This window comes from Pseudoalteromonas sp. R86517, assembly GCF_042466295.1.
In the GTDB taxonomy this organism is placed as follows: Bacteria; Pseudomonadota; Gammaproteobacteria; order Enterobacterales; family Alteromonadaceae; genus Pseudoalteromonas; species Pseudoalteromonas atlantica.
Window position 1 is genome coordinate 567,248 of record NZ_JAXHCB010000003.1, and the last position, 16,007, is coordinate 583,254.

Below are 16,007 nucleotides of genomic sequence, written 5' to 3' on the forward strand. Positions count from 1 at the left end.
AGAGGTGTTACTTAAAATGCCAAAAGTTTATACAAATAATAGTATTTTTTATCAAATTGCTATGCATTAAAGTACAAATTTAGTAATTTGTAATAAACACATAACCCAAGGCGTTTTATGACCCCTTACATTTACGACTCATTAGATAACGCATTAATAGCCGAATTACGAAAAGATGGCCGCGCTTCTATTTCAGCCCTAGCCGATGTTTTAAAGGTGTCGCGCGGGACAGTGCAAAATCGCTTAGACCGTTTAGTCTCATCGGGCGCTATATTAGGCTTTACGGTGCGTGTACACGAACACATAGAAACCGAAGCTGTAAGAGCAATAATGATGGTTGAAGTGGTGGGTAAATCTACATCGCAGGTAATTAAAACCATGCGCGGCATACCAGAGCTAACAAAGTTACATACAACCAACGGCGCTTGGGATCTAGTGGCTGAAATACAGGCGGCAAATTTAGGTGAGTTTGATGGCGTACTCAGGCAAGTACGCGAAATAGAAGGCATTTTAAATAGCGAAACCAGTATATTATTGTCATCTACTTAGGTTTATTAACGCCATGTTTTACTTAAAGTATGTTAGGCAATACTCGGGTTCTGTATTAGGTATTGGAGTAGCTAATGAATAAGCTTTCTATTCGGTATTATTCGCAAGATATAAAGCGCCACCAGCACAATTACCATCAACTCGTTTTACCCCTACACGGGGAAATTTTTATAACGTTAAATAATGACTTTAAAACAACGGTGAGTACGGGCAGTTGTATCGTTATAGAGAAAAACGTAGTGCATGCCTTTACGGCCGATGAAGCCGCGCGTTTTATTGTGGCAGATTTAGACGTACTCCCTGAAAACCTTATTAACCTTTTATGCCCTAAAATCTCAATAGATAGCCGTTTATTAAGTTACTTACAGTTTATAGAGCAGCAACTGCTTGTTGTTAGCGATGAAAAGCTTACTAATTCAACTTTTGATTTATTTTACTTATTACTTTGTGAGCAAAGCAGCCACAGTAATATTGATAAGCGAATAGATAATGTAATAACCACTGTTAAGCAAAATTTAGCCTACCCCTACACGTTAAAAGAGCTGGCCGATATAGCCTGTTTAAGCGTTACACAATTTAAAACTGTGTTTAAAAAAAGTACCACTATGAGTGCGCTGCAATATTTAACTATGTTGCGAATGCAACACGCTCGCGCCCTTTTAACCCATTCAGACTTACCGATTGCTTTAGTAGGCGAGCGCATTGGTTATAACGATGCCTCTGCGTTTAGCCGCCGGTTTAATTTATATTTTGGACAGCCACCGAAGACGTTTGCAAAGCAGTAATATAGATAACCTCCACACGAGATAATAAAGCAAACTCAGGCAGAGCGTAGGTTAAATAGCGTCAGAGCAAACAAGAACACCGTCTTTTTAGCATATTTTTAAAAACCTATATTGATACACTCAGTACCTAGTATTTACGGAGGGTAATTAATGGCAACACACATAGGGTTTTTAGCAATATTTTCGTGGGGGCTTTTAGCATTACTGGGTAATTTAACCAAAGCGCTCCCGGCTTTTCAGTTACTTTTTATGTGCTTTGCACTTTCTTTTATTATTTTATTAGTAAAACGTTTTGCTACAAAACAGCCATTATTAACCCCTCCTAAGCTTTCTAAAAAACAAATGATAATAGGTGTTACCGGCTTATTTGGTTTTCACTTTTGTTATTTTATGGCTTTAAAATACGGCCCTTTAATAGAGGTAAGCTTAATTGTGTACCTTTGGCCATTATTACTGGGTGTATTTGTGGCTAGCCCTAGGTCTAAATTTAAAGCAGTATTGGGCGGATTACTGGGGTTTTTAGGCACGCTTAGTTTAATTACCGATGGCAGTGGGCTATCTATCAATAGTGAGTATTACTTAGGGTATTTTTTTGCAGGATGCTGCGCAGTACTGTGGTCTAGTTATTCTTATTTAATGTCGCAATTTAATAGCCATGTAGATGACATAGGCTGGCTTTCGCTTATTGTGGCTGTGCTTGCCCTATGTGCACATTTTTATTTTGAAACAACCGTTATTAGTCTGTCTGTTTCACAATGGCTAGGCGTTATTTTATTAGGATTAGGCCCAGTGGGAGGTGCATTTTATTTATGGGATTATGGTTTAAGATTTGGTAACCGCTCGCTATTAGCTTCGTTAAGTTTTTTAACGCCGGTGCTTTCTACTTTTATTTTAATACTCGCCTCGCAGGCTCCCTTTAGTTGGTCAGTGTTTATTGCTTTAGCGCTTATTTTATTAGGCGCGGTAATTAGCAATAAAAAGCCATCTATAAATTTAAAAAAAGCAGAGCTTTAATTTTGCCACGGCACTTTACTAACGCTTAAACTTAAGTGGTAATTTAAATTTAAGCGTTAATACACAGCTACATAGCGTAGCTGTGTGCGTAATCTACTATACGTGCGTTTTGGCTTTTTAAATAAGCGCGGCCTGCTTTTACACCTAGCTTATGATCAAAGCGTAAATCGTCGTTTGAACTACCTAATAATTTACTATGCAGCTTTTCGTCTGCAAAAATTTGTATAATTTCTACATCACTAGGCGGGTTGGCAATAAACGTTAGCTCGTCTAGGTATGCTTGCTCGTGTTGAATCAAGTAATCAAGTGTTTTTGGGCAGTAGCCTGATGCACATGCAAATGTTCTAAGCTTTTGAACCCATGCAGTTTGCGCCTGAAAATGCTCATCAACGGTTCTAATTACCACGATTTTTCGTGCGCCACGGTTATAAGCTTCGCGTACAGGCAGTGGCGCAGCTAAGCCGCCATCTAAATAAAAATCTTCACTTGATTGCTCTGCAGCTAAATGCGCTTCGTTTGCCGCTTTTGTACCTAACCAAGGAGTAAGTTTAACGCCTTGTTTATACAAAAAAGGTAACGCGCTCGATGCTTTTAATAAATCGCGCCACTGCTTACCCTCGCCTGTAGGTGAAAGGTAATAGGCTTTTCTGTCGCGTGCATTGGTTGCCGTTATAAGCAGCTCTCGCTCACCTAGGCTGGTTTTTGCTGTTTTAAAATCAAGGGCTCTGTTTACTTCGGTGGTTTTTTCAAAGTACCAGTCTAAATCAACAATGTGCTTACCCATTAAACCACGCCCTAGTTGAAAAAAGCGTTTGTTACGCGAAAGCCCTCTAATTAAGCGTTTAGCGTAACCTTTTTGGCGCGCTAAATAGCTTGTTAAATTTTGCGAGCCGGCAGAGGTGCCAATAAATAAATCAAATGGGTCGTAGTTTTGCTCTAACCATGCATCTAATACACCGGCTGTGAATATCCCTCGTTGTCCGCCACCTTCAGCTATCAGAGCAACTTTTGGCTGCGCTGTATGAGTAACTGAATTAGCCGATGCGGTTGTTAGAGCGTTCACGGTGTACCTTCCTTTAATTTAATGATGTTTGGTTAATAACTACATTATAAAAAATAAAAGTGATGTCTTAAAATTGATTGTTTAAATCAGTTTGATTGAAAAAACAGAACGATAAATAATGCAAAATGGGCCTTATCCTTGGCAACCTAAGTATGTTTAATTATCGAAAGCGTTTGTTCAGACATCACTTAAAGTTAATAAGTTTGTATTCACTTTTAATGATGTCTACATAGTAGCAAGGCTTGTGTGTACGCTTGCTTAACTAAACACTTCCTTTTTTAATTAATGCTTTATTTCCATTAAAATTTCTAGAGCTCGGAGGCGTTTTTCGCTGTCGTAAACATCGTTGGTAAATATAAACTCATCCACTTCTAGCTCTTTAGCTATCATTTGTAATTTATGTTTTATACTCACATGCCCGCCAACAACGCTTAAGCTTAAAAAGTTTTCTACGTGGGCTCGCTCTTGCTCACTCCATAAACCTTCCATACTCTCTACCGGTGGCTTTAGCCACAGCTCTTTGCCGCGTATTAATTCAAGCACCCGTTGCTTTGAGGTGGTAGAAAGGTACTGCGCTTCTTCATCGGTTTCTGCTGCTACCAGCGGTAAGGCAAGCATTACATAGGGTTTATCGAGTACATTTGAGGCTTTAAATTCTCGCTTATATAGTGCGATGGCATCGTGTACAAAACGCGGTGCAAAGTGCCCTGCAAATACATAAGGCAACCCTTTTTGCGCGGCCAATTGGGCGCTAAACAAACTTGAGCCTAATAACCAAAGCGGTACGTTTGTGTCCTCCCCCGGAATAGCACGTATAGGGTGTGTGCCATTGTATGGGCCTAATAATGTTTGTAGCTCTGTTACCTCCCCCGAGAAGTTTTCTGCGCGGCTCATATCATTATTTAGTGCACGGCTGGTTACTGGATCACTACCTGGAGCGCGGCCAAGGCCTAAATCTATTCGTCCAGGGTATAAACTCTCTAACGTACCAAATTGCTCAGCCACAACTAAGGGAGAATGATTCGGCAGCATTATTCCGCCAGAGCCAACCCGTATACGCTGAGTTTTACCTGCAATGTGACCTACTAATATTGAGGTGGCAGCACAAATTATACCGGGCATATTGTGATGCTCGGCTAGCCAAAAGCGATTAAACCCTAATTGGTCGGCACGCTGGGCGTATTTAGTGGTTTTATTGAGCGTATGAGAAACGCTGTCCCCTTTGATCATGGGGGCAAGCTCTAATAACGAAAAGGGAATGGAAGATAACAAAATAGCAGCTCCTTAAAATGCATGCTAACAATGGGCTTCATCATCAGCATAAAAGACTTAAATGGGTCTGCTATTTATTCAATTCAAGTTAGGTAACGGATAAAAGCAAAATAGCGTTAGGCTGTTTTGCTCTAAGGTATTTATGCAAGCTCAGGGCTTTGCTGGCGCTCTTTTTTATAACCCTCTGAGTCTACGCCTTTTTTCCAATAACCAGAGGAAACTATATTACTGCGCGGTATATTACAATCCTGGGTAAGTAAGGTTTTTGCTTTACGTACTAACCCTGCCTCTAATGCCATAAATACAATAGGTGGCTCGTTTGTGTGTGGCAAATTGTTAAGCGCGCTGAGCATATCGGTATCCGGTGTATCTGTAATTAACCAATTAACATCACGCTGCGTTTGTAAATCAATAATGTCTTGCTCAGTAGGGGCATGCACAAACGCGTCAATTTTTGCGCTGGCGGGTAACTGCTGCATGTACCCTTTTATTGCATTAACTGAGGTTAAATCGCCTAGCAATACATAATGCGGATGCTGGTAATTATCAAGCTTTTTAGGGCCTGGGCCCGCTATGCCAACCTCGTCACCTACTTTTGCAATTATAGCCCATTGCGTAGCCGGACCTTGGTGCATGTTTATTACAAAGTCGAGCGTTAACGCGCCCGTTGCATCATCAACGTCTCTTATTGTGTAAGAGCGCATGCACGCGGTTTTTAAATTAAAATCAACTTTGCCATTTTGGGGAATAAGCACTTTTACATAGCTGCCAATATGCGCTTGCGTTAAATCCGAAAACTCATCTGAGCCTACAACAATGCGCTGTAAATGCGGTGTTATTTGTTCAGTACTTAGTACCGTAGCTTTGCGAACTTGTTTACCCATTTAAAATCACCTCGTTTAACAAAATAGTTAACTGCTTTTTAAAGCAAGCATTGCACAACGCCCCATTGGTTGATAAAATCAACTATAACAAACTAATTGATATTGTCAACCATTAGAGAGCTTATGAACACGCTTTTATCAAATACCCTATTTGAGCTGATGCAAAATTACCGCGTAACAATACGCGAGGCTATTAACGCAGGCGACCTTGGTATTAATGCTATGCACGTGCGTTGTATACACATTATTGCCAGTACATCTAACTGTACCGCTAACGACATTGTGACTAAAACACAGCGCGACAAAGCCCAAATTGCCCGCTTAATTAAAGATCTTATTGCGTTAAACCTTATTAATAAGCAAGCAAGTGAGCACGACAAACGCTGCTTTATTTTGTCGCTCACCGAACAAGGCAACACACTTTTTGATAAGTTATTAGCCTCTGAGCAGCAAATAAATGATCAAATGTGTAAAAACTTAAACCCGCAGCAAATCAAAGACTTTTTAGATACCGCGCAACAAATGATCAAAAACATGGCGTGATCTGTCTTTCATTTCTTGGCATAACTTACACAAAACGCATATACTGTACACTTATACAGTATATGCGTTTTAGGTTGTGTTATGTTTGTTATTCCCGTTTATATAGAAGCCGGTGTGTGTGGGTTTGAATCGCCCGCGGCGCAATACGCCGAGCTCGGTGTTTCTCTTGATGAGCTATTAATAAAGCACCCCGACGCCACCTTTATTGGTATTGCCTCGGGTAATTCCATGCAAGAGGTGGGGATTTTTGAAGGCGACTTACTGCTTGTAGACCGTGCTGAGCAAGCCGATAACGGCGATGTTATTGTTGCTAACTTAAATGGCTTATTTGTGTGTAAGCTATTAGATAAAACCAATGCACGGTTACTCTCTGCATCGCCTTTACATAAGCCGGTACAACTAACCTCAGCTGATGAGTTTCAGTTAGAGGGAGTGGTTACACTATCAATTAGAATGCACCGCCCAAGCCCTGAGCTATTAAAATGTACGCCTTAGTCGATGCCGTTGCATTTTATGCCAGTGCCGAAAAAGTGTTCGACCCCGCTATTCGCTCTAAACCTGTGGTGGTTTTAACTAATAACGATGGCTGCGTATGTGCAGTATGCCCGATAGCTCGGCGCTTAAACATTCCTAAATTTGGCCCTTATTTTAAAGTTAAGCACCTGCTTGAGCAACACAAGGTGATTGTACGTTCGAGTAACTATGAGTTGTACGCCGATTTAAGCGCCAAAATGATGAACGTAATTGGCCGCTTTTGCGACACACAATACATATACAGTATTGATGAGTCGTTTTTGCACTTTAATGGCTATACACCCCTTATACAAAACTGGCACGAGTACGGGCATACAATAAGGCGTACCGTTTGGCGCGAAACTAAACTCCCTGTGGGTGTTGGTTTTGGCCCAACCCCTACTTTGGCAAAAGCCGCTAACCATGCAGCTAAAAAGCTAAGCGGGTTTGATGGGGTGGCCGTTATAAATAACGAGCAAAGCCGCCAAGCAATTTTACAAAGAATGAGCTGCGCCGATGTATGGGGCATAGGTAAGCGCCTAGCTAAAAAGCTTAATATAATGAACATACATACCGCGTGGGATCTGGCACAGCAAAACCCTAAAACCATGCGCCGCGCGTTTAGTGTGGTGGTAGAGCGTACCGTGAGTGAGCTAAATGGTATAGCGTGCTTAACGTGGGACGATGTACGCCAAGATAAGCGAGAAATATATTCTACTCGCAGCTTTGGTGAGCGGATCTGTGAGCCAACTGCACTTAAAACCGCCCTTATTAACCACGTAACCACGGTTGCCAGTAAACTACGAGGGCAGCGCTCATTAGCAAAACAGCTTTATATATTTGCCGCCACTGGCAAACACGAAGACCGCTATTGTAAAAAGTCGTTTATATATAAATTTGCCACCCCCACTAACGATACCTGCGTAATGGCCAATGCTGTATCAGAAGTATTTACTCATATTTACCAACCAAGTGTACGGTTTTATAAATGTGGTGTAGGCGCTTTAGAGCTTACCTCGGTGCAGTATCAGCAAACTGATTTATTTAGCCAAAGTGCCGATAACCCTAAATTAATGCAGTGTCTTGATACAATAAACAACCGCTACGGAAAAGGCATACTCACCCTAGCCAGCAGCAAACTAAACCAAGGCTGCCATATGAACAGAGATTACTTATCGCCCCAATACACAACGCGCTGGCACGATATACCGCAAATTCATTGCAAGTAAGTTAATCAACTTGTCTTGTAAATGTGCATTCTACTGCGGGGGTATTCTGCGTATATTTGAGCGTTGTAACACTGGTAAACTTAATGCTTTGTCTGATGGTTTTTTCGTTATTGGGGTCAATACAGCGGCTCATTTTTAAGCTGTTATCAACACCATCACTTTTGTATTTATACGAGCTAGTTACAAAACAAAAATTTGGCTTTTTAGTTGTACGGGTGCCGTTGTGTAAACTTTCAAACGCAATATGCTCGCCTAATTTAAAACCCGCGTCTGGGTAAACTGGGTTAATTAAACTCAACTGACTATCCACACACAGTGGGGAGTTAGCAGTTACCACCTGGTAATCGCCAAGCATTGTTTTTAATAACGGTATAAAACGGCTTTTATTACTCGGCGTAACAGTTTTAGCAAAAAGTACATTACTTAGAAATAAACAGCTCATACATAATAAAATTTTACGATAACTCATTAAAATTCCAACTCATTACTAATAAAAATAGCATAACACACTCAACTCTATACTTACTTAAAATACATTTGGTTCATAAAAGAAAAAGCCCCTTGAATACATCAAGGGGCTTTTATCAATATAAGAATATATTTATTAGTAAGTGTTACTTAAAGCACTGCGCTCTTGTGTACACAACAGAAAATGCTAAAAGCAGCAACATGAAGGCTAATGAACCACCGCCACTGCCCTTTTCACTACTTGTGCCAGATGCATTAGTGACAGTCACAGCTAAACTTTGCTCAGTCTCACCTTCACCATCAGATACAATAAGCTTGAAGCCCAGCTCTGTAGTTTGCGACACACTCGGCGCTGTAAACTTAAGTGTGCTGGAGTCAACATCGCTTAGCGCCACTTCTACACCCATTGTTTGAACCCACTTAAAAGAAAGCTCTGAGGATTCTTTATCAGTTGCAGACGCTGTCACTGAAACTTCCTGACCTGCTTTAACCGAAACCGCAGATGTACTTAATTCTACACTTGGTAGCTGATTAACATGTAAAAAGCTAACGGTGTATACTTGCGTAAATTGCTCATAGCCATCTGATATCACTAACGTAATATCCGCATCAACCGTTTGCTCAAGCTCACCCACGGTAAGTACCGCTTTACCTTGAGTATCCTCAGCTGTAATAGATAACTGAGGGTGTTCAACACGCCATTCGTAAGATAACGTATCTCCATCAGGGTCAGTAGAGCCAGAAGCATCAAGCTCAATAGTAGCAAGCTCTTCTATCGTGGCCGGCATATCAACATCTAATACTGGCGCCTGATTTAGACTCTCCTGCGCTAGTTTTGCCACAACTTCAACAACCCCATTAACCTCTCCATCAAGGTCGAATGCGCTACCATCTGCGATTGCAAAGCTAAAGCAGCGTGAACACACTTGCTCATATACATTACCTGATAATACAGTGGCCGACTGCCAACCAGCAGCGGTTAGTACTCTTACTTGCATATCTGAGCTTAAAATTGCATTTACATACTCAGGTAGTGCAATTTCTGCGGTGCTTGATGAATTAGATAACGTAACACGAACGTTAATTACATCACTTTTAGCTTGGAAGTGAGGTTCTATTATATCTAAATCTGAGAAATAAGTGCTTAGTGCTTGTTCAGAAATAGACATATCAGCAATATAACCCGCTGCTAGAGCCTCTTTAATGCTACCTACAGCCAAGTGATTAAACTCATCAATACTGTGAGCACTATCACCTGAAGCTAAGATAGCTGTATTAGTAGTAGAAGTGCTATCTAGGTAATCAGCAATACCATCTTTATCACTATCACCTACCCCTTCTTCAATATCAGGTATACCGTCGCCATCAGTATCTAGCTCAGGGTCATCAAATATAACGCTATCAACAATACGTAAACTAGTTTGCTTAGTTGCTAGTAGTTCATCACCTTGTTTTACACGTAAAGTTAAATCTATATTATTGGTTTGCTCAGAAAGATTTGCGCTAAATGAAACATCCCACTGTGAATCAGCTGTTTTATAAATGTAAAAATCAACACCTGTGGGGCCAATAAGCTCAAGGGATACATCACTACCTGTACTAGGTAAATTTACTAACTTAATGGTGGCATTAAAGTCAGGTAAAGAACGCTGAATAGTTTTATTAACTGCTTTACCATTTTGATAAAAATCAGTAATAAACTGCGCCTGTGCCGCTTCACTTAAGTACACTAGCTGGCTGTTATCATTTTTGTCTATAAACGCATTACCATTAGATAGGACACTAATACTTGCTGCGCTACCTATAAATTCTCGCTCTAACTCAAGCTTAATAGGTCCATACTGATTAGTAGTAAAATACTGGGTGCTATTATTAGCTTGTAAATGAAAGCTAGAGTAACCGTATGGGTTAGCGCCGCTAATAAAAACATCTACAAGCACATTACCATTTTGATACACATACGTAGTAGGCTGAATACTGATTTCAGGGAAAATCATAGCCCTTACGTCGCCTGATACATGATTTCCAGCTTCATCAACAGCAGATACAGGAATAGATACATCACCCGTTCTAAATACAAAGCTATCATCAATTTCCAGAAGCGTTATAGCTGAAACACTATCGTAAATAACACGACTATCTAAAAGTGAATTTTTTATAGCCGTAATCGTGCTGCCATAAACACTAAAAGTATACGGTTGGATAATCGGGGCAGTTGTATCAACAAGTGTGACTGTTTGTATAGCCGATGTTTCGTTACCAACATTATCTCGTGCAATCCATGTAATCTGGTGCTCGCCAAGGGGCAAGTAAGACCCTGAGCTTGTGTATACTTGAGGCTCTAAATGGCCGTTATCCCTTGCCTCTGGAGTATATAGGCGGGTGAAATTAGTATTTTGTGAAGTCGCTTCAAGCGTAATCGGCTCAAGACTCGATATAAACTCAGGCGGACTATTTTCACCGCGGCTTGCATCATCTGGGTGGCTATCTTCACTGTCTTGAACACCATCACCATCTGAATCTGAGCTAAGCGGATTACCCGAAAGTTGATACTCTTGTAAATTAGTCAAACCATCATAGTCGGCGTCATAATTAGCGTCGTAGGGTTCTAAAGCATTTAGCCTATATTCAACTTCCCAAAAATCAGGAATACCGTCCGAATCATAGTCGCTGGTGAGGTCTATATCTGCAGACCAGGTAATGTTATCAACTGATAACGGTTGCTGCTGAAGGTATAAGTCCTCATATTTAACTTTAATAATGTTAAAACCATCATCTACCGGTAACAATAAACGAGACTGGCTACCACGATTTACATCTATAGGGCTACCATTTAAGCTTATTTGCAGCGCTGGAGAGTCATAAACCAAATAGTCTAAATTAATAAAACCGGCTTCAAATAACCCCGCAATGGCAAACCCCCCAACCTTGCTAGTAGGCGTTAATGCTAAGCTAAGGCTTGCATCGCCCAAAGTTGACCAACTTGTATTAGCTTGCCAACCCCAAGAGTTAACGGCAAGTTCGGTAAACTTAGCCGGAAGAAGGCCATCTTCAAAGCTTTCATTTAATTGCGTAAAAGATTGCACTAATGATGAAGCATCGTTAGCTAGACTCTGAGAGTAAAACTCCTGAATATTTGTATAACCATCTTCATCGTAATCTAAATTAGCATCTGCAGCATCTAAAGGTAAAAGATCATTACTTACCTCATAGCCATCACTTAGTTCATCACCATCTGTATCTGCTGAGGTTGGATTTGTTCCTAGGTTAAATTCTTCTAGGGCTGAAAGACCGTCAGTATCAGCATCAGATGCAGCATCACTTGCATCAAGGCGATTTAATCCATTAACTAATTCCCAGTAATCTGGCAGTTGATCGTTATCAGTATCTGTTAAATCAGTTGGAGAAAATAAAGCAAAGTTATCAAGCCATACAGTATCGGCACCGAATGAGACAGAACCGTCTTTATAATATTTAAATTCAATATTATGAAGCCCTTCGCTTAGGTTAAGCACAATAGACGTTGCTTCTGTGGTATTTGAATTACCTCGGTCTTTACGCTCAAAAACGGGTTGTCCATCAATAGTAATACTTAAAAAATCGCAGCAAGACTCTGATTCAATTTTATAATCGAATGCTAATACACTCTCTTCAAATAAACCTGTTACGGTGAAGCTGCTAAACTGTGAGTGACTAATAACGCCTGAGCGAATACTTTGTATACCGTCGGTCGCAAAATCATTCGTAATAAACCAAGGAGCACTAGAACCTTCGGCTTCAACCATCCAACTAGGTAGTGCAGAGCCTTCAAAAGAGGTAGTGAGGTTTAAAGCAACAGGGAAAGAAGTATCTGACTGCGGATCAGTGTTTGCTAAATACTCGGTTAGATTTGAAAACCCATCATTATCTGCATCTTCTGCTGCATCAGACGAGCTGGTTAAATCTAAACTATTATTGTACTCCCAACCATCAGGGATAGTATCGCCATCTGTATCAGGGTTATTTGGTAAACCCGCGTTTAAAAACTCTAAAAGGTTAGATAAGCCATCCGCGTCAGCATCAAGTGATGCATCTTCACTATTATTTATATCAAGACCATGCTGTAATTCCCAAGAATCAGACATACCGTCATTATCAGCATCAGGAAAATTAGGCCCTATATATAAATTATCTATATATACAGCATCTGCAGGAGTAGAAACGGACAAATCTTTAGAATAAGTAAACTTAACAGTATTTAGTCCAGCAGGAACTTGGAAAGACGCGTCCTTCCACTCGCTTATTCCTGACTCATCTAAAACAATTGAACCATTAATATAAACAGTAAAATAGTCATAACCAACTTCTGTGTCTAATGCGTAGTTAAAGTTTACATAGCCTTGCTCGCTATTTAAAAAGCTAAACTCAACACTGGTTGATTGGTTGTCTGTAATGTCGTTATTAGTCAACACAAAGCCAGAATCTTCATTAATTTGAGTTGTTACCCAAGGCGTTTGTAAATTTGACGAAATAAGCAAATCTGGAACAGCTGCATCATCGAAGTCAAAGGTTGTTTCAGGAAAAACGACCGGCTCAGAGCTTGCGTCTGAAGGGTCACTGTTACCAAAGAACTCGATTACATTACTCCAGGTGTCTGAGTCTAAATCAAGTTGAGCATCATCTGCATTTAATGGGTTTAATGAAAACGAAACTTCCCAGCCATCAGACATGCGGTCAAAGTCAGAGTCTGCATTGTTAGGTTCAGTAAGGTATACATTAACTTCATCATAATCTGATAGATCATCTGAGTCGGTATCCGTTACATTAGGGAAAGTATTCGCTAAGTATTCTTCAAGGTTTGTTAAACCATCTTGGTCTAAATCAAGTCCAGCGTCATCAGCATTACTAGGATCTAATCCGTAAAACAGCTCCCAGTTATCATCCATTAAGTCGCCATCGGCATCTATAAACTGAATGTTATCGCAAGTAACGCCTACTTCATTAAATGCTACAATGACATCGTTAGCTTCATACCTTAAATCAATAGCAGAATTTATAGCACCACAGGCACCATCAATAAAATCACTAGAGTTAACCCAATAGTTTTGATTTGCAAAAAGCATTATCTCGAACGCTTTTTTAGGGTCCCAACCATCAGTGTTCGAAAGTAGGAAGAAAGCACGATTAAAAACACCACTACTAAAGTGAACATCCATACCTGAGTAATATTCACTTGCGTGGTCAATCGAAAGCCCATCTAGTGATGGCGTTTCAAAATAACGAAGTGCGGGGCTAGTTTTTGAAATATCAGCGCCAGATAACCAATCAGTCTCTGCGCGTAAAAAATACTCGGCTGTTTCACCCGCCATATCAGAGAAAGATTCGTTTATACCACCAGATTGTTCTGCATAAATTAAATTAGAGTTTTGACTAGTAAAACCATGGCTTACCTCATGAGATACGATATCAAGTGAAACCAACGGGTAAAACCTATCAGCGCCATCACCAAAGGTCATAGCCTGACCATTCCACGTTGCATTTTCCCAGTTGTTACCACTGTGAACACGCATCAATAATTGAAAAGTAAGCGGAGCCGTGTTGTACCACTGTTGATACATATCAAATACCGCAGTACCAAATGCATGGGCATCATTTAGCGGGGAGTAAGCTCCATTTACTTCTTTGTAAGTATTCCTATCACAGGCAAAAGAGTAAGCTTCACTTGGCTCAAAACCCGACTCCATGGTGACAGTTTTAACTTTCTCGTTTTCTAAAAAACACATCTCACCACGCTGTGTCACATCCAGTGCTTCAACGTCAGTGCCGTATTCATACTGCCCTATTTTTGTATTACCGCCAGGGCCTGTACCTTGGGCACTTTTAATATTATTCCACTGTTTAAATACACTGTAATCAGATTCACTTACTAAACCTATTGGCTTTTTTTCAACGCCATTTTCAAATACATTTAATTCAATTAAGCGAGCAAAATGTGCGACTCCGTTATCAATATAAACATAACGTTTGTTGTTTAATACTTGATAAGCGGTAGATTCATCAAGTTTAGCGTTTACTAAAATAGATTTAACCGCAGAAAATTCGTCAAACTGATTATTAGCCGTTTTATTTAAAGATATAGCATCGATATTTTTCGCAAAAAAACCACTTATGTGTTGATTGCTAGATTGCACTCGTATTTGCTGCCCCCAAATAGGCACGCCTGCAAAAAACTGCTGCATCTTTTTAGCTGATGACCGAGTTTGTTTTGCATTTAAGGCTTGAGGAGTATCTAACTCAATAAAGTAAGAATGGGTGGATGCCTGATTAGTTAAACCTACGCTTTGATTTAAAAGTAAGTTAACTTCTGATAAAGATGATTTGTTTACTCGTTGCGAAACCGCCGCGTGTGCACTTAGCGAATTTAAAAAGCAAAACGCTATCAATCCTGATGAGAGTGTTTTATACATAACATTCCTATGTCGTATATTGTTATTATTCAGTGTCTGTTCATTTAAAAACACATTAATGTAACATAACTATTAACATAGAGTCATTTAAAAAAGTGAATAAATGGGTACGATTGTGAACAACTGTGAAAGGAAAATTCAAGATGGTGGCGTTAAATGCAACCATCTTGAATGTAAATAACGTTGAATATTACTGCCAGTATTTTGCAAATAATTGCGGATAGCTTTGTTTTAAAAACTTGGGTTTGTCTTTAAAGCGTTTACCTGCCGGTTGCTCGCCTGAGGGTACAAAAGGTAATTCGTCGTCGTTACGCTCTTCAAATAATAAACCGGCTATTAAGTCGTATTCATCAATATAAGGGTAAGGTTGCTCATTTAAATAATACACAGGGGAGCACTGTGCTAGTGAGTCGGCATTGCTTAATGCGTTATTAAATACCGTCTCCCCGCGGGAGATGAGCCAGCACCTAAATTCGCTAAAACCGTATTCGTCGTTACAGCCAGCCATAACAAATGCAGCACCAAATAAATCCCAGGTAAAACATTTGCGCATGTGAATACCAAAAAATTTATCAAAAGCAATGAGCTGCTCGTCAGTTAAATCGCTCAATTTAGCTTTTAAGTTGTCGCTTACGCTTTGTGGGTCGAGCCCTAACTCAGGCGTGGTCACTAAATCCCAAAATTCCTGCTCTGTTAACGCTGTCATTATAAAATCTCTTTTACTCGGCCGACTTGACCATCTTCTAGGCGTACTTTAATACCATGCGGGTGATTAGGTGATTTAGTTAATAAACGCTCAACTACACCTTGAGTCAATGTGCCGCTGCGTTGATCTTCTTTTAATACAATATTTACGGTTGTACCTGGTGTGATTTGCGAACGCGATGGAACAGCCATGCTTTACATCCTAAAAATAATTTTGGTAATTATAACGTCCATAGCTAGGCAAACCAATGTTAATCAACTAAAAACGCTATTTGCTTAGCCGCTACCGGTAAGCTTATTTTGCTAAGCTCAGCGTGAATAATATCGACTAACTGACAAAAATGCGCTTCGGTGTCGTTATAGGCTATATCATCTTCAAAATAGCAGCTTATGTTTAGTGACTTTGCTTCATTTTTTAAATCAATGGTGTGAGTTAAATAAGCAAAACCATCATGAGTCGCTTTTATTTGCTCACAGGCGTTGGTGAGGGCTTGGCGTATTTGTTTATCACGCAATTTTTGTGTTTTAGTCATAAA

14 protein-coding genes are annotated in these 16,007 nt (G+C 40.1%); 6 read left to right on the forward strand and 8 right to left on the reverse strand.

The window, feature by feature from the left end:
- Positions 1–117: 117 nt before the first annotated feature.
- The 3 genes from SJY38_RS19235 (at position 118) to SJY38_RS19245 (ending at position 2,348) form a co-directional block, all read left to right on the forward strand.
- Positions 118–549 (forward strand): Lrp/AsnC family transcriptional regulator, encoded by a 432-nt coding sequence (locus SJY38_RS19235; protein ID WP_004586320.1) that lies wholly within the window; start codon positions 118–120, stop codon positions 547–549.
- Positions 550–623: 74 nt separating this feature from the next.
- Positions 624–1,334, forward strand: coding sequence for an AraC family transcriptional regulator (locus tag SJY38_RS19240; RefSeq protein WP_286741504.1), 711 nt, complete (start codon positions 624–626; stop codon positions 1,332–1,334).
- 150 nt (positions 1,335–1,484) lie between these two features.
- Entirely contained in the window at positions 1,485–2,348 is an 864-nt protein-coding gene (locus SJY38_RS19245; RefSeq protein WP_286741506.1) for a DMT family transporter, read from the forward strand.
- 67 nt (positions 2,349–2,415) lie between these two features.
- On the opposite strand, the gene SJY38_RS19250 is transcribed toward SJY38_RS19245, so the two are convergent.
- From SJY38_RS19250 to SJY38_RS19260, 3 genes are all read right to left on the reverse strand, one after another.
- Positions 2,416–3,411, reverse strand: coding sequence for a patatin family protein (locus SJY38_RS19250; RefSeq protein WP_029772994.1), 996 nt, complete (start codon positions 3,409–3,411; stop codon positions 2,416–2,418).
- A gap of 282 nt (positions 3,412–3,693) precedes the next feature.
- Complete coding sequence (locus SJY38_RS19255; RefSeq protein WP_377110619.1) at positions 3,694–4,683, reverse strand: LLM class flavin-dependent oxidoreductase; 990 nt, start codon at positions 4,681–4,683, stop codon at positions 3,694–3,696.
- Between the two features lie 140 nt (positions 4,684–4,823).
- Positions 4,824–5,567 (reverse strand): siderophore-interacting protein, encoded by a 744-nt coding sequence (locus SJY38_RS19260; protein ID WP_286741509.1) that lies wholly within the window; start codon positions 5,565–5,567, stop codon positions 4,824–4,826.
- Between the two features lie 123 nt (positions 5,568–5,690).
- Between SJY38_RS19260 and SJY38_RS19265 the strand changes: the two genes are divergently transcribed.
- The 3 genes from SJY38_RS19265 (at position 5,691) to SJY38_RS19275 (ending at position 7,852) form a co-directional block, all read left to right on the forward strand.
- On the forward strand, positions 5,691–6,110 hold the full coding sequence (locus SJY38_RS19265; RefSeq protein ID WP_004586326.1) for a MarR family winged helix-turn-helix transcriptional regulator: 420 nt from the start codon (positions 5,691–5,693) through the stop codon (positions 6,108–6,110).
- 81 nt (positions 6,111–6,191) lie between these two features.
- The gene (locus SJY38_RS19270; RefSeq protein ID WP_004586327.1) at positions 6,192–6,605 is read left to right on the forward strand and encodes a S24 family peptidase; all 414 of its coding nucleotides are present in this window, start codon (positions 6,192–6,194) and stop codon (positions 6,603–6,605) included.
- Positions 6,593–7,852 (forward strand): Y-family DNA polymerase, encoded by a 1,260-nt coding sequence (locus SJY38_RS19275; RefSeq protein ID WP_377110620.1) that lies wholly within the window; start codon positions 6,593–6,595, stop codon positions 7,850–7,852. The genes SJY38_RS19270 and SJY38_RS19275 overlap by 13 nt, the downstream gene beginning before the upstream one ends.
- A 1-nt stretch (position 7,853) precedes the next feature.
- Here SJY38_RS19275 and SJY38_RS19280 read toward each other — a convergent pair whose 3' ends face one another.
- The 5 genes from SJY38_RS19280 to SJY38_RS19300 all read right to left on the reverse strand — a co-directional run bounded on the left by SJY38_RS19280 (position 7,854) and on the right by SJY38_RS19300 (position 16,004).
- Entirely contained in the window at positions 7,854–8,321 is a 468-nt protein-coding gene (locus tag SJY38_RS19280) for a hypothetical protein (protein ID WP_054981966.1), read from the reverse strand.
- Positions 8,322–8,466: 145 nt separating this feature from the next.
- A complete protein-coding gene (locus tag SJY38_RS19285; RefSeq protein ID WP_377110621.1) occupies positions 8,467–14,766 on the reverse strand; it encodes a M4 family metallopeptidase in 6,300 nt (2,099 codons plus the stop codon).
- Between the two features lie 190 nt (positions 14,767–14,956).
- Positions 14,957–15,472, reverse strand: coding sequence for a DUF4240 domain-containing protein (locus tag SJY38_RS19290; RefSeq protein WP_096043004.1), 516 nt, complete (start codon positions 15,470–15,472; stop codon positions 14,957–14,959).
- On the reverse strand, positions 15,472–15,663 hold the full coding sequence (locus tag SJY38_RS19295) for a YwbE family protein (protein ID WP_004586332.1): 192 nt from the start codon (positions 15,661–15,663) through the stop codon (positions 15,472–15,474). The genes SJY38_RS19290 and SJY38_RS19295 overlap by 1 nt, the downstream gene beginning before the upstream one ends.
- Before the next feature lie 59 nt (positions 15,664–15,722).
- Positions 15,723–16,004: a hypothetical protein gene (locus SJY38_RS19300; RefSeq protein ID WP_286741517.1), complete on the reverse strand. Its 282-nt coding sequence runs from the start codon at positions 16,002–16,004 to the stop codon at positions 15,723–15,725.
- Positions 16,005–16,007 lie beyond the last annotated feature (3 nt).